21 protein-coding genes and 2 pseudogenes are annotated in these 21,696 nt (G+C 41.1%); 16 read left to right on the top strand and 7 right to left on the bottom strand.

Features of this window, described 5'->3' with window-relative positions:
• From AN394_RS19530 to adk, 10 genes and pseudogenes are all read left to right on the top strand, one after another.
• A pseudogene (locus tag AN394_RS19530) lies at positions 1-258 on the top strand (hypothetical protein); the annotation flags it as partial.
• Between the two features lie 54 nt (positions 259-312).
• Positions 313-1,176, top strand: coding sequence for a DUF692 domain-containing protein (locus AN394_RS19525; protein WP_055022318.1), 864 nt, complete (start codon positions 313-315; stop codon positions 1,174-1,176).
• A complete protein-coding gene (locus tag AN394_RS19520; protein ID WP_268795670.1) occupies positions 1,169-1,927 on the top strand; it encodes a DUF2063 domain-containing protein in 759 nt (252 codons plus the stop codon). Before AN394_RS19525 ends, AN394_RS19520 begins: the two co-directional genes overlap by 8 nt.
• Before the next feature lie 85 nt (positions 1,928-2,012).
• Positions 2,013-2,135 carry a hypothetical protein gene (locus AN394_RS22455; protein WP_254907726.1) on the top strand — a complete coding sequence of 41 codons (123 nt, stop codon included), beginning with the start codon at positions 2,013-2,015 and terminating at the stop codon, positions 2,133-2,135.
• 161 nt (positions 2,136-2,296) lie between these two features.
• Entirely contained in the window at positions 2,297-2,842 is a 546-nt protein-coding gene (gene apt / locus AN394_RS19515; RefSeq protein WP_054551549.1) for an adenine phosphoribosyltransferase, read from the top strand.
• A gap of 3 nt (positions 2,843-2,845) precedes the next feature.
• Entirely contained in the window at positions 2,846-5,284 is a 2,439-nt protein-coding gene (gene dnaX / locus AN394_RS19510; protein WP_055022317.1) for a DNA polymerase III subunit gamma/tau, read from the top strand.
• Between the two features lie 59 nt (positions 5,285-5,343).
• Positions 5,344-5,670 carry a YbaB/EbfC family nucleoid-associated protein gene (locus tag AN394_RS19505; protein WP_054551547.1) on the top strand — a complete coding sequence of 109 codons (327 nt, stop codon included), beginning with the start codon at positions 5,344-5,346 and terminating at the stop codon, positions 5,668-5,670.
• A 10-nt stretch (positions 5,671-5,680) separates the two neighbouring features.
• The gene (gene recR / locus AN394_RS19500; RefSeq protein ID WP_054551546.1) at positions 5,681-6,289 is read left to right on the top strand and encodes a recombination mediator RecR; all 609 of its coding nucleotides are present in this window, start codon (positions 5,681-5,683) and stop codon (positions 6,287-6,289) included.
• A gap of 161 nt (positions 6,290-6,450) precedes the next feature.
• Positions 6,451-8,364, top strand: a complete 1,914-nt coding sequence (gene htpG / locus AN394_RS19495; protein WP_054561733.1) for a molecular chaperone HtpG — start codon at positions 6,451-6,453, stop codon at positions 8,362-8,364.
• Between the two features lie 180 nt (positions 8,365-8,544).
• Complete coding sequence (gene adk, locus AN394_RS19490) at positions 8,545-9,189, top strand: adenylate kinase (protein WP_036967590.1); 645 nt, start codon at positions 8,545-8,547, stop codon at positions 9,187-9,189.
• A 70-nt stretch (positions 9,190-9,259) separates the two neighbouring features.
• On the opposite strand, the gene tpx is transcribed toward adk, so the two are convergent.
• On the bottom strand, positions 9,260-9,841 hold the full coding sequence (gene tpx, locus AN394_RS19485; protein ID WP_055022316.1) for a thiol peroxidase: 582 nt from the start codon (positions 9,839-9,841) through the stop codon (positions 9,260-9,262).
• 205 nt (positions 9,842-10,046) lie between these two features.
• Here tpx and AN394_RS19480 point away from each other — a divergent pair, with 205 nt between their 5' ends.
• Positions 10,047-11,051, top strand: coding sequence for a response regulator (locus tag AN394_RS19480; protein ID WP_054561731.1), 1,005 nt, complete (start codon positions 10,047-10,049; stop codon positions 11,049-11,051).
• A 3-nt stretch (positions 11,052-11,054) separates the two neighbouring features.
• Positions 11,055-12,017 carry a diguanylate cyclase gene (locus AN394_RS19475; RefSeq protein WP_054561730.1) on the top strand — a complete coding sequence of 321 codons (963 nt, stop codon included), beginning with the start codon at positions 11,055-11,057 and terminating at the stop codon, positions 12,015-12,017.
• Positions 12,018-12,072: 55 nt separating this feature from the next.
• Here AN394_RS19475 and AN394_RS19470 read toward each other — a convergent pair whose 3' ends face one another.
• From AN394_RS19470 to AN394_RS19450, 5 genes are all read right to left on the bottom strand, one after another.
• Positions 12,073-12,954 carry a universal stress protein gene (locus AN394_RS19470; protein ID WP_054561729.1) on the bottom strand — a complete coding sequence of 294 codons (882 nt, stop codon included), beginning with the start codon at positions 12,952-12,954 and terminating at the stop codon, positions 12,073-12,075.
• A gap of 6 nt (positions 12,955-12,960) precedes the next feature.
• Entirely contained in the window at positions 12,961-14,475 is a 1,515-nt protein-coding gene (locus AN394_RS19465) for a SpoVR family protein (RefSeq protein WP_054561728.1), read from the bottom strand.
• A gap of 20 nt (positions 14,476-14,495) precedes the next feature.
• Entirely contained in the window at positions 14,496-15,782 is a 1,287-nt protein-coding gene (locus tag AN394_RS19460; RefSeq protein WP_054561727.1) for a YeaH/YhbH family protein, read from the bottom strand.
• 25 nt (positions 15,783-15,807) lie between these two features.
• On the bottom strand, positions 15,808-17,730 hold the full coding sequence (locus AN394_RS19455) for a PrkA family serine protein kinase (protein ID WP_054551538.1): 1,923 nt from the start codon (positions 17,728-17,730) through the stop codon (positions 15,808-15,810).
• A 239-nt stretch (positions 17,731-17,969) separates the two neighbouring features.
• Positions 17,970-18,551 carry a superoxide dismutase gene (locus tag AN394_RS19450; protein ID WP_054551537.1) on the bottom strand — a complete coding sequence of 194 codons (582 nt, stop codon included), beginning with the start codon at positions 18,549-18,551 and terminating at the stop codon, positions 17,970-17,972.
• Between the two features lie 264 nt (positions 18,552-18,815).
• Here AN394_RS19450 and AN394_RS19445 point away from each other — a divergent pair, with 264 nt between their 5' ends.
• Entirely contained in the window at positions 18,816-19,154 is a 339-nt protein-coding gene (locus AN394_RS19445) for a Grx4 family monothiol glutaredoxin (RefSeq protein ID WP_054551536.1), read from the top strand.
• A gap of 114 nt (positions 19,155-19,268) precedes the next feature.
• Positions 19,269-20,165: a hypothetical protein gene (locus tag AN394_RS19440; RefSeq protein WP_054561726.1), complete on the top strand. Its 897-nt coding sequence runs from the start codon at positions 19,269-19,271 to the stop codon at positions 20,163-20,165.
• An 11-nt stretch (positions 20,166-20,176) separates the two neighbouring features.
• On the opposite strand, the gene nfi is transcribed toward AN394_RS19440, so the two are convergent.
• Complete coding sequence (gene nfi / locus AN394_RS19435; RefSeq protein WP_054561725.1) at positions 20,177-20,845, bottom strand: deoxyribonuclease V; 669 nt, start codon at positions 20,843-20,845, stop codon at positions 20,177-20,179.
• Between the two features lie 115 nt (positions 20,846-20,960).
• On the opposite strand from nfi, the gene AN394_RS19430 reads away from it, so the two are divergent.
• Both AN394_RS19430 and AN394_RS19425 read left to right on the top strand, forming a co-directional pair.
• A complete protein-coding gene (locus AN394_RS19430) occupies positions 20,961-21,263 on the top strand; it encodes a hypothetical protein (RefSeq protein WP_055022315.1) in 303 nt (100 codons plus the stop codon).
• 158 nt (positions 21,264-21,421) lie between these two features.
• Positions 21,422-21,696 (top strand): annotated as a pseudogene (locus tag AN394_RS19425) (hypothetical protein); the annotation flags it as partial.

Below are 21,696 nucleotides of genomic sequence, written 5' to 3'. Positions count from 1 at the left end.
AAAGCAGCTAAAGAAGGCAAGTGCGGCGAAGGTAAATGTGGCGCAGACAAAAAAGCAGCTAAAGAAGGCAAGTGCGGCGAAGGTAAATGCGGCGCGGACAAAAAAGCAGCTAAAGAAGGAAAGTGCGGCGAAGGTAAATGCGGCGCGGACAAAAAAGCAGCTAAAGAAGGAAAGTGCGGCGAAGGTAAATGTGGCGCAGACAAAAAGAAAGCTAAAGAAGGTAAGTGTGGTGAAGGTAAATGTGGTTCTAACCACTAAACGCTTATTTAGCTTTTAAAAGGGCCGTAAAGGCCCTTTTTAGTAGGAGGTAGTATGTTAAAAGAATCAGTAGCTGATTTTGGGCAGGTTGGTTTAGGTTTGCGCCGAGAAATGCTTGATGAAATGCTCATTGATGTTCCAAAACCCATTGAGTTTTTAGAAGTTGCACCAGAAAATTGGCTCAAGCTAGGCGGGCGTTTTGGAAAGCAATTTAAACAGTTTACCGAACAACATGCCTTTGTATGCCATGGTTTATCGTTATCAATTGGCTCACCAGCAGCGCTTGATATTGACTTTGTGCAATCGCTTAAAACTTTCTTTAAAGAGCATAATATTCGTTTATTCAGCGAACACTTAAGCTACTGCTCGGGCGAAGGGCATATGTACGATTTAATGCCCATTCCGTTTACTGAAGATGCAATTAAACATGTGGCCTCTCGTATTAGGCAAGTACAAGATATTCTAGAGCAGCCAATTGCCATCGAAAATGTCTCTTACTATGGCGCGCCCGGCCAACAAATGACTGAACTTGAGTTCACTAATGCGGTGTTAGAAGAAGCGGATTGTAAACTACTGCTCGACGTGAATAACATTTATGTTAATTCGATTAATCATGGTTATGATGCAGAGCAATTCTTAGCGGCGTTACCAACAAAACGTATTGCCTATGGGCATGTTGCGGGCCACTACACTGAGGCAGAAGATTTACTGGTTGATACCCATGGTGCGCCAGTTATCGATCCTGTTTGGCAATTACTTGAAAAAGCTTATGAAGTTCATGGGGTATTTCCCACCTTGTTAGAACGAGATTTTAATATTCCGCCGATGAGTGAGTTATTAGCTGAACTGAAAACCATTGAAGCACTACAGCAAACAGCCAACAAACAAAACCAAGCAAGGGTGAAACACAGTGCCTAATCATTTTACCCAAGTGCAGCAAGCGTTTATGGCGCATATCCGCGACCCTCAGCAACATGCTAAGCCTAGCGATGTTGAAGAGCGCCGGATGGCGATTTACCGCGACTTATTTTTTAACAATGTGGATGGCTTTGTTAGCTCTGCGTATCCAGTACTAAAAAGTTTATATTCAGAGCAAGCTTGGTACAGACTCGTTAGGCAGTTTTTTAGCCAGCATGATTGTAAATCACCTTATTTTTTAGATATTGCAGGGGAGTTTTTGGCCTTCCTTGCTAATGACTATGAAGTGCAAAGCAATGATCCCGCGTTTATGTTAGAGCTAGCGCACTATGAATGGGTTGAGCTTGATGTATCGGTTGCTCAAGAGGTGGCAGAAGAAGTGAGCTTATCGGCTCATCAAGTGACAAGCTCTGCATTATTCTTAAGTTCACTTGCGCGTAACTTGAGTTACAGTTTTCCTGTTCATACCATCAGTACAGATAATCAACCAAGTGAACCGGCAGCACAACCAAGTTACTTTGTGGTTTATCGTGATAGCGATGACGAAGTACAGTTTTTATCGACAAATGCGATGACTGCATTACTTCTTAATATCATAGAATCTCAGCCGGGTGCAGATTTAAATGATATATGCCAAGCAGTTGCAGAGCATGCGCCTCAATTTAGCCAGGAGCAGCTGTATCAGGGAGCGCTCAATACCTTAAGTGCCATGGCAGAGCGCGGCATTGTGGTGACTAATACATTGGTTTAAAAATCGGCTAAAGCTCTTTATTGATGAGGGCAGTTCGACTATTATGTGCGCCTTATTTTGTCGTGCTTAAATAAAGGTAGTAACTATGTCGAATGATAAAGACTTTAAAGATCCGTTCAATGCAACTTATTTCATTGCGTTTTTAGCTGTATTCGGTGGCATTGGCTGTCTAAACGCTATTCTTGGTTGGATCACTTCTTTATCTTAATCTGCGTAAGCAAATTTAAGACAATAGGCTGCATAATGCAGCCTTTTTTATAGTTGATATTTCTTGTTAAGTGATTAATTTCGAAACTTGCTACCGACTTTCCCCTAAGGTGATGTTATACTCTCGAGCTTTGTTAGATAAACTTTTTGAGCAGTATAATTATGACTCAAGCAACTTCAACGCTCATCAAACAGAGCATTGCAACGATCGCTGATTACCCAAAGCCGGGCATTATGTTCCGCGACGTAACAACTTTAATGGCTAATGCTGACGCATTTAAAGCAACTATCGACAGCTTTATCGCAGCATATAAAGACCAAGGTTTTACAAAAATCATCGGTACTGAATCTCGTGGCTTTATCTTTGGTGCACCACTTTCTTATGCACTAGGTATTCCATTCATTCCAGTTCGTAAACCAGGCAAACTTCCTCGCGAAGTGATTTCACAAAGTTACCAATTAGAGTATGGTGAAGATATTCTTGAGCTTCATACAGACGCAATTGTCCCTGGCGATAAAGTTTTACTGGTAGATGACTTACTAGCGACAGGTGGCACAATCGAAGCAACTGCTAAATTAGTTGCTAAACTAGGCGGTAACGCAACTGATGCCGCATTTGTTGTTTCTTTACCTGAGCTGGGTGGTGAGCAACGAGTTGCTGATATGGGCATCAAAATCTTAAAGTTGGTTGAATTCGAAGGCGAATAATTAATGAGTTATCAGGTTCTAGCAAGGAAATGGCGACCACAAACCTTTCACGAGTTAGTGGGGCAGTCTCATGTTAAACAGGCATTAGTCAATGCATTAACACAAAATAGACTCCATCATGCTTATCTCTTTACTGGAACCCGTGGGGTGGGTAAAACAACCATTGCACGTATATTCGCTAAAAGCCTCAACTGCGATAAGGGTATCTCTGCTGAGCCATGCGGCCAATGCTCAAGTTGTACTGACATAGAAGCAGGCCGTTATATCGATTTGTTAGAAATCGATGCGGCATCACGTACCAAAGTAGAAGATACCCGCGAAATCCTTGATAACGTTCAATACGCACCAACACGTGGTCGTTACAAGGTATACCTAATCGATGAAGTTCACATGCTGTCAAAGCACAGTTTCAATGCATTACTAAAAACATTGGAAGAGCCGCCAGAGCATGTGAAGTTTTTATTAGCGACAACCGATCCGCAGAAACTGCCAGTGACGATTTTATCGCGTTGCTTACAGTTTAATTTAAATGCTTTGTCGCAATCAGAAATTCATGATCAGCTTGCCCATGTTCTAAATCAAGAGCAGCTAAGTTTTGATGATAAATCATTGTCTATTTTAGCTAAGGCAGCCGATGGTAGTATGCGTGATGCACTGAGTCTTACAGACCAAGCAATTGCGCAAACCAATGGCAATATTAATCATCAGGCTGTGCAAACTATGCTTGGCTTGATGGATACTCAATATAGCCAAACCATGTTAGCAGCGTTATTGTGCCAAGATGGCGATGCGTTACTTCAAGAAGTAAAAGCGGTCGTTAGCCGAAACCCTAACTTTGTAGCTTTGCTCGACGATTTAATTGCCCTGACGCATCTTATTCAGCTTGTGCAACTTGTGCCTAGTGCAGCTGCACTTGATGATACTAACCGAGATTTTATTGAGCAGGTGGCACAAACCACTGATGCACAGCAGATGCAGGTTTACTACCAATTGCTATTAAATGGTAAAAAAGATTTGCAATGGGCACCCGATGCTAAACTTGGTTTTGAAATGATCATGTTGCGACTGCTTGCATTCCAACCTACGCAATTTGCACAAAGCCAAACACCAACGAATACCCAGCAGCAGGTTAAGCCAAGTGGTGCCGGTGCACTGCGTGATATTTTGAAAAAATCTACGGCGCAACGTGAACAAGCAGCTTCAGAGCAAGCACCAGTTGCACATAGCTCTGCACAGACAACTGCTGTTCCTTCAGAGCCTCAGCCAACACAAGCTGAGCCTATTCAAGCAGCCAAGGCAGAAACGGTACATAGCCATGAGCCTGCCCAGCAAGTTGAAGCAACAGCAGAAGAGCAGCCTGATGTTGGTCAACAGCCTCAGCAATCAGTTGAAACTGCAATGGCCGCTGAAGTTCAACCAGCGCTTCAACACCAAGAGCAAAGCCACTCAGAGCAAGTGCCTGCAGCTGAGTACTCATCACCAGAGTATTCTTCGCAAGATTATATGGACGATCATGATGCGCAAATGGACCCATCACTTGCTGCGCAATACGATGATGTGATGAATAGCGCCTATGATCAGGGCTTTACTGCCAATGAAGCATCTGCGCCTCAGCAACAGCAAACTGCACCTGCACAATTACAACAGCAGCAAAGTCAGGCGCAGTCGGCCATTGCTCGTATTTTACAAGACCGCAATATTTCAGGTGCCGGGCGTTTAAGTGGTGCACCAACGCAAACTCATGCTAAAGCAGAACCACAGCCTGAAGCTAAGCCCAAAGCAGAGCCGCCAGCGCAACAAAGCACAGCCACGACCAATATTCAGTCTCAGCAGCAAGCAATGGCTGCTGAAGTAAAAAAGCCCATCCCCCAGCAAACGGGGGAGAGCAGTAGTAAAGTAAAAAAAGTCGACTTTCGAGAAAAGCATCAAACAATCACCGAAAACTTAGCGCCAGAGTTACTTGAGCAGATCAATCCACAAAAAGCGCCAGAGCCAGTAGTTGAAGAAGCCAGCATTCCGATACCTGATGATTTTGAAAGCCCGATCAGCAGTATTAAATTTGCACACGAACAAGACGAATGGGCGTATTTAATTAAACGCATGGGACTGGGTGGTCGCATGCGCCAATTTGCGCTGCATTCAATCTTTACCAAGCAGAATAATCAGCTACACATTGAAGTTGATTCATCACAGCGCCATTTAGATAGCGCAGTGCTTAGACAAAAGCTCAATGCCGCATTAAGTGAAATTTACGGCCATAATGTTGAGCTTAGTATCGAGTTTGCTGATGGCGTAATTGATTCACCGTATTTGATTCAACAAAAAATTGATGCGGGACGTCATCAACAAGCGATTGATGTAATAAATAGCGATGAAAATATAGTGCAATTTCAGCAGTTATTTAGCGCTATAATCGATGAAAACAGTATTCAGGCATTGTAATTAGTTACAATAGCCCTTATCTTCATGCCAATTAAAGTAGTTTAGAAAGAGAGACAGTTATGTTTAAAGGTGGAATGGGTAACATGATGAAGCAAGCGCAGCAAATGCAAGAGCGCATGCAAAAAGCCCAAGAAGAAATCGCAAACCTTGAAGTTGTAGGTGAAGCAGGTGCAGGCCTAGTTAAAGTAACTATGCTTGGTAACCACAATGTTCGTCGTGTTGAATTAGATGACAGCCTAATGGAAGACGACAAAGACATGATCGAAGATTTATTAGCGGCAGCGTGTAATGATGCTGTTCGTCGTGTTGCTGAAGAAACTCAAGAGCGCATGAGCAAAGTAACTGGCGGTATGCAATTACCACCAGGTATGAAAATGCCATTCTAAGTGATTTTGTATGCAACTATCTCCTAGTTTAACACAGCTAATTGAAGCGTTACGATGCCAGCCGGGCATAGGTCCTAAGTCGGCACAGCGCATTGCTTTTCATTTGCTTGAGCGTGACCGTCAAGGTGGTAAACAGCTTGGTCATGCATTAACCAAGGCAATGGATGAAGTAGGGCACTGTCAATCTTGTCGTACTTTTACAGAGCAAGCTGTATGCGATATTTGTTCAAGTGTTAAACGCCAAGATAGTGGTTTATTGTGTGTGGTCGAATCACCAACCGATGTACTCGCTATTGAGCAAACTGGTCAATACCAAGGTCTTTACTTTGTTTTAATGGGTCACTTGTCGCCAATTGATGGCATAGGACCAAAAGAAATTGGCCTTGATATTCTTGAAAGCAAGTTGCAACAAGGCGGCATTAATGAGGTGATCCTCGCGACCAATCCAAGTGTTGAAGGTGAAACCACAGCCCACTACATTGCTGAGCTTTGTCATAAGTATCAGGTAGGTGCATCTCGTATTGCTCACGGTGTCCCTGTTGGTGGTGAGCTCGACTTACTCGATGGTATGACATTGATGCACGCATTTAGCGGACGACGCGCCGTAAACCAAAACTAATACCGAAAATGGTATCAAAAGCCTGCTTTAAGCAGGCTTTTTTGTGTATAGCCCCCCAATTTAGCCGTAAATTTAATTTTTTGCCTTGAAGTTCAAAAAGCCTGCCCCATATAAAGAGTCATAGTGCAGATTAGACACTTTGTTAATTGGAGATTTACACAATGACTGCAGCACAAAAAGAAACATTAGGCTTTCAAACAGAAGTCAAACAACTATTAAACCTGATGATTCATTCTCTTTACTCTAATAAAGAGATTTTCCTACGTGAGCTTGTATCAAACGCGTCAGATGCGGCAGATAAATTACGTTTCCTTGCGCTTTCTAATGGCGATTTATACGAAAACGATGCGGAACTAAAAGTACGTATCAGTGCCGATAAAGAAGCAAACACGGTCACCATTACTGATAATGGTATTGGTATGAGCCGTGAAGATGTGATCAATTCACTAGGTACAATTGCAAAATCAGGCACCGCAGAATTTTTCCAAAACCTAACTGGTGACCAAAGCAAAGATTCACAATTGATTGGTCAATTTGGTGTTGGTTTTTACTCAGCGTTTATCGTTGCTGACAAAGTAACAGTACGTACGCGTAAAGCAGGTGAAAGCCAAGGTATTGAATGGCAATCTGCAGGTGAAGGTGAGTACACATTACAAGAGATTGATAAACCATCACGTGGTACCGAAATCATTCTTCACCTTCGTGAAGACGAAACAGAGTTTGCTGATGAGTTCCGTCTACGTAGCATCGTAACTAAATATTCAGACCATATTTCTATTCCAGTTGAGATGTATAAAGCAGAAGTACCTGAATCTGAAGGTCCTGACGGCGAGAAAATTCCAGCACAGCCAGGCGAGTGGGAAGGTATTAACCGCGCAACAGCACTATGGACTCGTGATAAGTCAGAAGTAACAGACGAAGAGTACAAAGAGTTTTATAAGCACATCGGTCATGATTGGGAAGAGCCACTAAGCTGGGCACATAACAAGGTTGAAGGTAAAACTGAATACACGAGCTTGTTATACATCCCGAAAAAAGCACCTTTCGATTTATGGAACCGTGAGCGTCAATCTGGTTTAAAACTGTATGTACAACGCGTTTTCATTATGGATGACGCTGAGCAGTTCATGCCAAGCTATTTACGTTTTGTGAAAGGTTTACTTGATTCAAACGACTTACCACTTAACGTATCACGTGAAATTTTACAAGACAACAAAGTAACGCAAGCAATCCGTAAAGGTTGTACATCGCGCGTACTTAAAATGCTTGAGCGTATGGCGAAAAACCGCGAAGAAGATTACCAATCTTTCTGGAATGAGTTTGGTCAGGTGTTAAAAGAAGGCCCAGCTGAAGATGCGGCTAACAAAGAAGCCATTGCTAAGCTATTGCGTTTCTCTTCTACACATACAGATGAGAGCACACAAAATGTATCGCTTGAGCAATATATTGAGCGTATGAAGCCAGAGCAAGACAAAATCTACTATGTAGTTGCTGATTCATTCGCTGCAGCGAAGAACTCACCACATTTAGAGATCTTCCGTAAGAAGGGCATCGAAGTATTGCTTCTAAGCGATCGTGTTGATGAGTGGATGATGAGCTACTTAACAGAGTTCAACGAAAAATCATTCCAGTCAATTACCCGTGGTGACTTAGATTTAGGCAACATGGATGACGAAGAAACGAAAAAAGCTCAAGAAGAGTCAGAAAAAGAAGTTGCTGGCCTAGTCGAGCGTATTAAAACAGCACTAGGTGATAACGTTAAAGACGTACGCTTTACGCACCGTCTAACTGACTCGCCTGCATGTGTTGTTGCTGATGAGCACGATATGAGCTCGCAAATGCAAAAGTTAATGGAATCAGTTGGTCAAACAGTGCCTGAGCAAAAGCCAATTTTTGAGCTTAACCCAGAGCATCAGCTTGTTAAACACCTAAATGTTGAACAAGACGAAGACAAGTTTGCTCAGTGGTCACAAGTACTTTTAGATCAAGCATTACTGGCTGAGCGCGGTACTTTAAAAGACCCTGCAGGCTTTGTAACTCGTTTGAACAAACTTATGCTAGATTTAAGCAAATAAGCGTTTTAGCTGAATGAGTTGGAAAAGGGAGCAAGGCTCCCTTTTTTATTGCCGCTAATATAGGCAATTGGTATAAGTTACTTGAGGTATAGCCTTAGTTGTGGAAGAATTCAGGCTCTAAAAACAAAACTCCACTGATCGACCATTTTTTAAGATTAGTATCACACAGAGGACAATGATATGCGCATTATTCTTTTGGGCGCGCCGGGTGCAGGTAAAGGTACTCAAGCTCAGTTTTTGATGGACAAATACGGTATTCCACAAATTTCTACGGGCGATATGCTGCGTGCAGCAATCAAAGAAGGTACACCACTTGGTCTTGAAGCTAAAAAAGTAATGGATGCAGGTCAATTAGTATCTGACGAAATTATTATCGGTCTAGTTAAAGAGCGCATTGCTAAGCCAGATTGTGAAAAAGGTTTCTTACTAGACGGTTTCCCTCGTACTATTCCTCAAGCAGATGCAATGAAAGAGAATGGCGTGGTAGTTGATCACGTTATCGAATTTGACGTTGCTGATGAAATTATCGTTGAGCGTATGGGCGGCCGTCGCGTACACCCTGGCTCTGGTCGTGTTTATCACGTTGTTTATAATCCACCTAAAGTTGATGGTAAAGATGACATCACAGGTGAAGACCTAATCATTCGTGATGACGACACTGAAGAAACAGTTCGTAAGCGTTTAGGTATTTACCACGACCAAACTAAACCATTAGTTGATTACTACCAAGCTGAAGCGAAAGCAGGCAACACTCAGTACCACAAATTAGACGGTACTCAAGCTGTTGAAGCTGTTAGCCAACAACTTGGTGAGCTTTTAGGTTAATAGCCTAATTGTTGACATAAAAAACCGCCGTTGGGCGGTTTTTTTGTATCTGTATTACTGTCTTCTGGTATTACAGTTTATTTAATGCCGCAATAGCACTGTCGTAATCAGGCTCTTTTGAAAGGTTATCGACAAGCTGCTTGTAAACGATGTTATGTTCTTTATCGAGCACAAATACGGCGCGGGTTAACAAGCCCATATCTTTGATAATCAAACCGTAGTTCTTACCAAAGTCACGCCATACTGAGTCAGATAAAGTCACTACTTTGTCTATATTCTCCGCTTTACAAAAACGCTTCTGTGCGAACGGTAAGTCTGCGCTTAAGGTTAGCATCGCCACACTTGGGTATTCTGAAGCAACTTTTTCATTAAAGTGTTTGGTTTGAATACTACATACACCGGTGTCTAAACTTGGCACAACGCTTAAAAGCACGGCTTGGCCTTGATAGTTGTCTAGTGTTACTGGCGTAAAGCTGCCATCTACTACTTTAAAATTAGGCGCTTTTTGACCAACTTCAACACCTTGTCCTAGTAAAGTGACTGGCTTAGACTGGGCAGAAACCTTACCAGCATCTAAACTATTTTCTGATAAATCACCTGCATAACTAAACGTGCACACTGCACTTAATGCAAATATAAGTGGACGTAACATAATAAGATTCCTTCAAATTAACGCATTTAACATCAGTGTATTATACTCATGAGGTGGCTCCAAGGATTAGTGCAATTTAAAATTGTAAATAACCAGTAGTTTGATTAACATGTGTTCGTGACCCTATTTTTTATATATAAAAATAAGAATAAAGTTGCTAGGCTAATTTGTGTCTAGTTAAAAAGTACGGATTTAGAGAGAGAGTATGTCAACATCGGTATTAGTTTGTGATGATTCAAAGTTAGCTCGTCGACAATTAGCACGCTCTTTACCCGATGATTGGGATATTAAAGTTGAGTTTGCTGAAGACGGTGTTCACTGTATTGAGCAAATCAAAAAAATTCAGCCTGAAATACTGTTTCTCGATTTAAACATGCCTGAAATGGATGGCTACGAAGTACTTCAAGCTATTCAAGAACAAGACCTTCATGTTCTCACCGTGGTTGTTTCTGGCGATATACAACCTAACGCTCACCAACGTGTGCTTGAGTTAGGCGCTATCGACTTTATTCAAAAACCTTGCTCTGCAGAAAAGCTTGCAAATATCATCGAGCACCATGGTATTAAAGATAAAGCCATGCGTGAGCGCCTTGCTAATAAGCTAGGTGAGCAAGTTGACCCTGATGTACGTGACATCTATCAAGAGCTCACAAACGTGGCTATGGGGCAAGCAGGGGACTTATTAGCGCGTCTTCTTAATGTATTCGTAAAGCTTCCTATTCCTAATGTAAATGTATTAGAGGTAAATGAGCTCGATATGGCTTTACGCTCGATTGATGCGAATGCCACTACATCTGGTGTGTGCCAAGGTTTTATCGGTGGTGGTGTATCTGGTGAAGCCTTATTACTGTTAAATGATTCAAGCTTTAAAGAAATTGCGTCACTTATGAATTACGAAGGCGAGCTTAACGATAAAGTTGAGCTTGAGCTGCTGATGGATGTCAGCAATATTCTAATTGGCGCGATTTTATCAGGGCTTTCTAAACAGCTCGATATGCGTTTTAGCCAAGGTCACCCTGTGGTGCTAGGACAACATTGTGATGTGACCGATTTAGTAAAAGCCAATAAATCTCGCTGGCAACGAACGCTGGCGATTGAGATCAGCTATGGCATCGAAAATCACAATATTAACTGTGATTTGATGTTGCTGTTCACCGAGGACTCATTAAAAACCCTTAAGTACAAAGTAGCTTATTTATTAGAAGACTAAACTATGCCTGCAGCCGATTTTAATATGAATGAACTCCATTGGTTAATGGATATGTTTAATACAGTTGATGTAGGCCTAGTGGTGCTCGATAGAGACTACAAAGTATGCATCTGGAATGGGTTTATGGAAAACCATTCCGGCTTATTGCCAAGCGCGGTAAAAGATAAAGACCTGTTTGACTTATTTCCATCAATTGATGAAAAATGGTTTCGCAGCAAATCTGAATCTGTGTTCATTCTAAATAATCGCTCGTTTACTATTTGGGAGCAGCAGCCGTATATTTTCCGTTTTAAAAATTACCGTCCGATTACCGGTAAAGCGGATCATATGTATCAAAATGCCACTTTTATTCCGCTGACGACGACCACAGGTGAAGTATCGCATATCTGTATCATTATCTATGATGTAACCGATGAAGCGGTGAATAAAAAAGAGCTAGAAGAAGCCAACAGTAAGCTTGAACAAATGAGCCGTACCGATGCACTTACTAAGCTTACTAACCGTGGTTATTGGGAAGAAAAGCTACGCAAAGAATATATGCGCATTGTGCGCAGTGGCGGATGTAGCAGTTTGTTGATGTTTGATATTGACCACTTTAAAAAGGTTAATGATGAGCATGGCCATCGTGGCGGTGATGAGGCACTGCGTCATATTGCAGACTTACTACGTAAAACTCTGCGTGAAACAGACTTAGCAGGTCGCTATGGTGGTGAAGAGTTTGCGGTAACCTTGCTTGATACTGATCATGAGGGTGCGCATATCTTTGCTGAGCGATTAAGAACACTGATTGAGAACTCATCAATTTACTTTGATGGCAAACAAATTCAACTGACGGTCAGTATTGGTTTTGCCTGCTTCGACGAGAAGTTTGATCGCTACGAAAAGTGGGTTGAAGCAGCCGATAAAGCCTTATATCACTCAAAAGAAAACGGCCGTAACAAGGTCACAGCTTATACAGATTTATAAACAAACAAGGGGCAAATAAGCCCCTTTTTGATATTTATTTGATTAAGTTTGCGGATTAAACCCCAAGTGGCGGTAGAACAAGAATATCTGTTTTAAGTAGCTTCATGACTTTTTCGGCAGTATTACCAATTAAATGACCTTTAATACCCGTATTACCTACCGACCCCATAATCACTAAGTCTGCATTTAATTTAGCTGCAACACTTGGGATCACTTGCTCAACGACACCGGCTTTGATTTTAAGCTTGTCTTTTAAGTCGTGGGCTTCGATTAAGGTACGCTGTGCTACGGGTAGCTTTTCAAAGGCGTTAATTACTTGCTCGTCTGAAAAGACAATGCCTAAATCACGTAAAAACGGCGATACATGTACGGTATAACAAGCGTAAAACTCGCTGTCGTAGTCTTTAGCATAGGCTAAGCCTGCTTTGATAATTGCTTCGTTTAAACAGTATTTAGTCGCCTTTTCGCTGCCTAAATCAAGGGCTGCCAGTACATTGGTATTGTTACGCCACTTGTTATCGGCGGCCAAATAAAGCGGTAGTGGACTAAAGCGAATAAGCTGCCAGTCTAGCTCTGTAAATTGCGTTTCTTCGTCGATGTGGCGAGTTTTAATCACCATTTCATAGTCTGACGTATCAAGCTCATTGGCTAGCCACTGTACTGGGCTTTCATGCCACAGGGTTTGCAAAGTATAGCTACCATCATCTAAATGCTCACTGATAAGTGGACCAAGTGCTGCACGGACTTTAGCGAGCTCTTTGTCTTGAATAGCGAGCGCTTCATCAGGTGGAATAGAGAATAAAATGTTATTGGTGTCTTCGTAGCTAAAAGCAACAATATCAATATGCTTCATGCCTTTGGCTTTTTGCTTTGCATGTAATATAGACGTTTTAGCATCGGCTGGAGAGTCGATGATCACCAGTATTTTTTTATTCATTTTTGGCTACTCTGTTGTGTGTCGGGTATCACTGCTTGGGCATTCACCCAATAATGAAACTTCACCTGTTGCGGTTTCTTGTTCCAGTTTTACCTTAAAGCCCCATAGCCTGTAAAGGTGTTTTAACACTTCATCTTTTGATTTAGCTAACGGAATATTGTTATGTGGTACATAACGCAGAGTGAGTGAACGATCTCCTCTAATATCAACATTATAGACTTGGATATTTGGTTCGTGATTACTTAGATTGTATTGTGCCGACAGAGTTTCACGAACCTGATGATAGCCCATTTCATCATGGATGGCACCGACATTGAGAGTCGGCTCTTTTTCATGATCAATAATGGTAAACAACTTAAAATCACGAATAATTTTTGGCGATAAAAACTGGCTAATAAAGCTCTCATCTTTAAAGTTTTGCATTGCAAAGTGCAGGGTTTCTAACCAATCACTGCCGGCATACTCCGGAAACCATTTCTTGTCTTCTTCTGTTGGGTTTTCGCAAATACGGCGAATATCAACCATCATGTTAAAGCCAAGAGCATAGGGGTTGATCCCTGAATAATAATTGCTGTTATAGGGCGGTTGATACACCACATTGGTGTGACTTTGTAAAAACTCAAGCATAAAGGCATCGGTGAGCTTACCTTCGTCGTACAGGTGGTTCAAAATGGTGTAATGCCAAAACGTAGCCCAGCCCTCATTCATCACTTGAGTTTGTTTTTGTGGGTAAAAATATTGCGAAATTTTACGAACAATTCGAATTATTTCTCGTTGCCATGACTCTAGCAGCGGCGCATTTTTTTCGATGAAGTACAAAATGTTTTCTTGTGGCTCTTCTGGAAAACGACGCTCACGCTTTTTCGACTCTTGCTGCGAAGTAGGGATTGTGCGCCACAACTCGTTGACTTGCGATTGTAGGTAGTCTTCACGTTCTTGTTGGCGTTTTTGTTCTTCAAAAAGTGAAATACGTTGCGGGCGTTTGTAGCGGTCGACACCATAGTTCATTAACGCATGGCATGAATCAATCAGGTTTTCGACCTCGGTAATACCGTATTTCTCTTCGCACTTGGCAATGTAGTTTTTGGCAAATAATAAGTAATCGATAATTGAGCTGGCATCAGTCCAGGTCTTAAATAAGTAATTGCCTTTAAAAAATGAGTTGTGACCATAGCAGGCGTGGGCCATTACCAAGGCTTGCATAGGCAGGGTGTTTTCTTCCATTAAATAGGCAATACACGGGTCTGAGTTAATAACTATTTCATAAGCAAGGCCCATTTGCCCACGTTTATAGTTTTGCTCTGTTTGAATGAATTTTTTACCATACGACCAGTGGCTATAGCCAATCGGCATACCCACACTCGAATAGGCATCCATCATTTGTTCAGCAGTGATCACCTCAATTTGATTCGGGTAGGTATCGAGTTTATAAATTTTCGCTACCCGTTCAATTTCAGTTTGATACTCTGTTAATAGATCAAATGTCCAATCAGGACCGTCGCTAATACGTTTATCGGCCATACTTTACCTCACTGGCAAGGCTATGCGGCGCCTTGCTGCTGACGATTCTTTTTAAATAATTCACGGAAAATAGGGTAAATGTCCTCAACGCCACGAATGTGTTGCATGGCAAAATTGTCGTGGGTTTGCACTATTGATTGATACTCTCGCCATAAACTTTGATGAGCACGGGCAGTAATTTCGATATAGGCGTAATAACGCACCGCCTTTAACAGTTTATTACGTAAAATTTCGCCACAGTTTGGCGAGTCATCAGCCCAGTTATCGCCATCAGAGGCTTGCGCTGCGTAAATATTCCACTCTTCAGGGTTATAACGTTCAGCGATGATTTCGTTCATCAGTTTTAATGCACTTGATACTATGGTGCCACCCGTTTCTTGAGAATAGAAAAACTCTTGCTCATCGACTTCTTTCGCTTGGGTATGATGACGAATATAGACAACCTCTATATTTTTGTAGCTACGAGTTAAAAATTGATAAAGCAGAATATAAAAGCGTTTTGCCATGTCTTTCGTTGCTTGATCCATCGAGCCAGACACATCCATTAAACAAAACATGACAGCTTTGCTTGTTGGGTGTGGTTGCTTTTCATAATTACGAAAACGTAAGTCGTAATTATCAATAAAAGGCACTGCTTTAATGCGGTTTTGCAACTCCTCAATTTGGCGTTCAAGTAAGGCAATTGCCGCCTTGTCTGGCTGCTGTTCAGCTTGTAGCAGAGCGAGCTGGCCTTCAAGCTCAGCAAGGTGACGTTTTTTGCCTGCAGTCATCGCCACTCTGCGAGCAAGCGAGCCTTGCAATGAGCGAACAATATCAATATTGCTTGGCATGCCGTCGTTACAAAAACCAGCGCGATGGGTTTTCATTTGCACCAGTTTATCGAGCTGGTTTTGTTGCAGGTTAGGCAGCTCAAGATCTTCGAACAATAAGTCTAAGTATTCATCTTTTGAAATAGAGAATACAAAGTCGTCTTGTCCTTCACCAGAGTCACTGGCTTCACCTTCGCCACTACCACCACCTTGACCGCCCCCTTGCGGGCGCTTGATTTTGTCGCCCGTAGAAAACTGGTCATTGCCTGGGTGGATTTGTTCACGGTCGCCACCACGTCCTTGATGAAAAATAGGCTCACTGATATCACGTTGCGGAATAGAGATACTCTCGCCGCTAGTGGTATCGGTTACGCTGCGCTTATTAATGGCATCAGATACCGCTTCTTTAATCTGTTTTTTATAACGCCTGATGAACCGTTGACGATTCAAGGTACTTTTGTTTTTTCCATTCAGGCGTCGGTCAATAAAATGCGCCATAACAACCCCCTTAAAACAAACGTTTTTACTGCGATTTTCTAACGCGTAAATACCATTCAGAAAGTAAACGTACTTGTTTTTGGGTATAGCCTTTCTCAACCATACGATTGACAAAGTCTTCGTGTTTTTTCTGATCTTCTGCAGAGGTTTTCGCATTGAAGGAAATAACCGGCAGCAGATCTTCGGTATTTGAGAACATTTTCTTCTCAATAACTGTGCGAAGTTTTTCGTAGCTGGTCCAAAGCGGATTCTTGCCTTGGTTGTGGGCACGCGCCCGCAGTACGAAATTAACTATCTCATTACGGAAATCTTTAGGGTTTGAAATACCCGCAGGTTTTTCAATCTTCTCAAGCTCTGCGTTAAGCGCAGCACGGTCAAATAACTGGCCAGTATCTGGGTCGCGGTATTCTTGATCTTGGATCCAGAAATCTGCATAAGTGACGTAGCGGTCAAAGATGTTTTGCCCATATTCTGAGTAAGATTCTAAATAGGCTGTTTGTAACTCTTTCCCGATAAACTCTACATACTGAGGAATGAGGTATCCTTTTAAGTGGCTTAAGTAACGCTCTTCAACATCGGCGGTAAATTGCTCTCGCTCAATTTGCTGTTCAAGAACATAGAATAAGTGCACTGGGTTGGCTGCCACTTCAGTGGTATCGAAGTTAAATACCCGCGATAGGATCTTAAACGCAAAGCGGGTAGAAAGCCCTGTCATGCCCTCATCAACACCCGCGTAATCGCGGTATTCTTGATACGACTTCGCTTTCGGATCGGTGTCTTTTAAGCTTTCGCCGTCATAGACCCGCATTTTTGAATAAATACTTGAGTTTTCTGGCTCTTTAATACGCGAAAGAGTGGTAAATTGTGCCAGTGTTTTTAATGTCCCCGGTGCACAAGGGGCATCATGTAATTCACTGTTTTCGAGTAGTTTATTATAAATTTTAACTTCTTCAGATACACGTAAACAATAAGGCACTTTGACGATGTAAACACGGTCTAAAAATGCTTCATTGTTTTTGTTGTTCTTAAATGTTTGCCACTCAGATTCATTTGAGTGAGCTAAAATCATACCATTAAACGGCAGGGCACTAATGCCTTCTGTGCCGTTGTAATTGCCTTCTTGCGTTGCTGTAAGCAATGGGTGTAGCACCTTGATTGGCGCTTTAAACATTTCCACAAATTCCATTAAGCCTTGGTTTGCTAAACAAAGTGCACCTGAGTAGGCATACGCATCAGGGTCGTTCTGTGCAAAGTGCTCAAGCTGGCGAATATCTACCTTACCAACTAACGCTGAAATGTCTTGATTGTTTTCATCGCCGGGCTCAGTTTTCGCAATCGCAACTTGATTTAAAATAGATGGGAAGCGCTTAACCACTCTAAATTGGCTAATATCACCATTAAATTCGCTTAAGCGTTTTGCGGCCCACGGTGACATCACTGTTTTTAAATAACGCGGTTTAATGCCGTATTCTTTTTCTAAAAGCTCTGCGTCTTCATTTGGGTCAAATAAGGCTAAAGGGTGGTCGTTAACAGGCGAGCCTTTAATTGAGTAAATAGGTACCTGCTGCATTAAGTATTTTAGCTTTTCAGCAATGGATGATTTACCGCCACCTACTGGGCCAAGTAAATACAGTACTTGCTTACATTCTTCTAAGCCTTGCGCAGCATGTTTTAAATAAGAGACGATTTGCTCAATGGCATCTTCCATACCATAAAAATCGTGAAATGCAGGGTAGCGTGCGACTACGCGATTAGAAAACAGCCTGCTTAAGCGCGCATCGGTTGAAGTGTCGATAATCTCCGGCTCACCGATGGCCATTAATAGCCGCTCAGGTGCGCTGGCATAAGCTGATTTATCCTTCTTACAGATCTCGAGAAATTCCTCAATACTGTATTCTTCTTCTTGCGCTGCTTCGTATCGTGATTGGTAATGCTCAAAAATACTCATAGAGACCTCCGAAAACCCGCTAAAATGACGTGTAATTAGATTAAGAGAAAAGCAAAGGCTAATTAAAGCTTAGTCACGATTTTGAATTTTTGCGCAAGAAAATTAAGAATTTAATTGAAAAAAGCTCATCTTGATTACGCTTTTTGGCTGAGGGCTTGGCTGCGACTTAGAAGGGGCGTGCACTGGCAATAAAAAAGACGCCGAAGCGTCTTTTTTTGATTACTGCTAGTAACAGAAGATTAAGCGAAGTTAGCGTTCGCGAAGTCCCAGTTAACTAATGCCCAGAAACCTTTTAGGTAATCTGGACGAACGTTACGGTAATCGATGTAGTAAGCGTGTTCCCAAAGATCCACTGTTAGGATTGGAGTAACACCTTCATCAGTTAAAGGCGTTGCAGCATTTGATGTGTTAACGATATCAAGTGTGCCGTCAGCTAGTTTAACTAACCAAGTCCAGCTTGAACCGAAGTTGTTTACTGCTTTGTCGTTTAACGCTTCTTTGAATGCGTCGAAAGAACCCCATTTAGCGTTGATCGCGTCAGCGATTGCGCCTGTAGGCTCGCCACCGCCGTTTGGAGATAGGCTGTTCCAGTAGAACGTGTGGTTCCAGATTTGTGCAGCATTGTTAAATACGCCACCTTCTGAAGAACATACGATTTCTTCTAGAGATTTGTTTTCGAATTCTGTGCCTGGGATCAGACCGTTTAATTTCACAACGTAAGTGTTGTGGTGTTTACCGTGGTGAAACTCTAGAGTCTCTTTTGAAATATGTGGCTCTAATGCATCGATTGCGTATGGTAGTGACGGTAGTTCAAATGCCATTTTTTATCTCCATCTTCTTGGTTGATAGTCCACTCAGTTATAGGTAATAGCAAGGTAAACAGCGTACTTCCCTATACCAAGTGGTATTATAGTGTTACTATAATTGTTGAGTATTTTACTCAAGTTTTAGCAAACAGCAATGCTATTGCTAAAGACTATTTAAAATTGTGGCTACGAATGCCGATTTTAAGTTATATATCTGAGGCCACAGTGAAACTTTTTCAAGGCCAATGTAGTAAGCCAATGTCTTTTTTGAGGTTGTAAATGGAAACCATCGATAAAATTAAACAGCAAATTTCTGAAAATCCTATCCTTCTTTACATGAAAGGATCACCAAAGTTACCTAACTGTGGTTTTTCTTCACAAGCATCACAAGCACTTATGGCGTGTGGTGAGCAGTTTGCTTACGTTGACATTCTACTTAACCCAGATATCCGTGCAGAGTTACCTGCATACGCAAACTGGCCAACATTCCCACAGTTATGGGTAGAAGGCGAGCTTATCGGTGGTTGTGACATTATCATCGAAATGTTTCAACGTGGTGAATTACAGCCACTAATCACTGAAACAGCTGCAAAGTACAAAGAAAAAGACGCTGAATAATTATCTAGTGTTGAAAGAAGCCGCTGATTGCGGCTTTTTTAATACCTATTTTCTTAGTTAAGTACAACTTAAAAATAAAATGCATGTTCAATTTTCTGCTGGGTTGATTATTAAATGAAATGTGAAGCTCCACCACTTGTTGTGTCTGGTGCGCTAGTAAAACAGGAAAGTTCCTACTTTTTCAAAGGGGTGCCTTTTACGGGGGTTGCGATTTTCACTGAAAGCGGGGTTGTTGTTAGCAAAAAGCAATTTTTTAATGGCGAAATATTAGGAGATTACAATTTTCCTTATATCGATATTAAAGGGCTTGAGTTATTAGATAGTATCATTGATGAAAAATGGGATGGAAACTTACAGCTTTTTCATGAAGGTAAGCCTTTTAATGGTGTTGTTTATGAGATTGCTTATGACTGGTTGTGTGATGTACGTTGTATCATTGAAGGGTGGGAATTAGATGGTTTGTCTCAACATTTTCAAAAGCATGATTGTTACTCTGAATTAATTTATGGCGCTGGTCCTATTCAGTATGAATATATATGGAATGAGCCTTCAGTGTTGTCTTATTACAAAGTGAAGGTTCAAGCTGGGGATAAAAGAAGTTTAAAGTTATCATTTAATAAAGAGAATAAGCTTCGTGGTATATATATCTATAAGAGTATTGACGATATCTTTTCTTTGAATGCTAAGGTTGATGACTCACCGCTAAAAATCACGAGTTTTAGCGATATAAAAAAATTGCTTTCTGATAATGTTATAGAGCTTAGCTTACAAGACGTAACGGATGTAAAATTTACAGAATTATTGCCGTCGCTGTTAGAGTTCCCAGTTAATACGCTTTTAGTTTCAAATATTAGCTGGGGTGTTTTATACGAGCTGAAAAAACATGCTTGGCTGGAGCTAGAAGAACTAAGCTTTCACCATTTAGTTAATTTAACACTAGATGAGGTCATTTCTTTTCGAAATGATAATTTTAAGAAGGTAAAAATATTATACAAACTTAAGCTTTATTAATGAGTTAAGATTTATGTTTTTTCATAAGTCTTTTCTCTATGTTCTTTTAAAGTTTTATTTACCAGTTGATCAGCTTGACGTGTTGTCTCGGGAAGTCGGTATTTAGGCGTTAGCTTGAGTACCCACTCAACTGCTGTATCTAAAGATACTTTATGGCCAATAGATACATAAACAGGTTTAATGTTATCTTGTGTGCGTAACACTTTGCCAATAACTTCGTCGTTATCTAATAAATCTGCCGTTGCGCCGCGGTGTTCTGCAAGTTTATTAAACTCGCCTAATAACTTGGTTTTTCCGCAACCTATGGTGGGGATATCTAATATGACACCCAAGTGGCAAGCAAGACCAAAACGCCGTGGATGTGCAAGGCCATGACCATCGCAAACAATTAAATCAGGTGTTATGGCCAGTTTGTTATATGCATTTAAAAGCGGTGGCACTTCACGAAATGAAAATAGCCCTGGTATATAAGGAAAGCTGATGGGCTCAATACTAGTTTGTACTTCAAGTACTTTTAATGTATCAGCATTCAGTACCGCAATTGCGCCAACAACTTCAGATGATTGTTCGTTATAAGCAACATCGACACCAGCAATTGTCTTAACACACTGCTTTTCATCGGATGCTCTTACTTTTTTAGAGAGCGACAGCTGTGCTTCTCTTAAACTATTGATATCCATAAAATCTTAAAAATTCTAAGTATAATGTGAGATTTTATCATAATTAAAAAATGCTAGTTGTATGAAAAAAATAAAGTTTATTATTACTCCTCAAAAAAGCAGGTACATGTAAATAATGAATAAAAACTTAGAAAAATTTTTACGAAAGCGTAAGCGTGCAATCAAAGGCCCGGAAAAGTATAAAAATATTTTTGAGGATAATATTGTTAGAATTACTCACTATATTGAGCATGGTAAAACCCAGGGAGAAGAGTTTTCTAATGAGCGATTACCTTTTGCTCCTTGGGAAAAGCTTAATATTGAACTGTCAGGCCAATGTAAAATTTACGAAAATATTGCACAGGCTAGTTTAGTTAAGGACAGCGTGATTGATGCAGAGCACTTAAGTTATTATTTAAATTTGGATACTATGAATTAGCAATTGCGCATATAAAGCAAAAACGCTGTTTTATTCGTTTTGGAGTTGAAAACGAAGGAGTTATTTCACCTGGCAGTGTATTTCAATTAGCTACAGCTGTTTTATTACATCAGTATGATTATGCTCGGCAATTTTATAGATTATTCGAAAACGGTTATATGAAAAACTGGATAAACCGCTCAAAAAGTCATATTGGTGATTTTATCATCTTGTTGTTTGATAGGGCGAAAGGTGATAATACCCTAAAGCCGATTGTAGATGACTTTGCTTATCAAGCTATTTTAGATAACTGGGATAGTACAGACTTAACAAAAGTTACCGCTTATCTAAATCAGTTATGTGATGATCAAGTCGCTCAGGTTGCATCACCACCGAGTAAGATGTTTTTTGAGTTCGATAATATGAACTGGCAATTTACACCTTATGCTGCACT

It is taken from the genome of Pseudoalteromonas sp. P1-26 (genome assembly GCF_001401795.1).
Taxonomy (GTDB): Bacteria; Pseudomonadota; Gammaproteobacteria; order Enterobacterales; family Alteromonadaceae; genus Pseudoalteromonas.
This window is presented reverse-complemented; position numbering and strand designations above follow the sequence as displayed.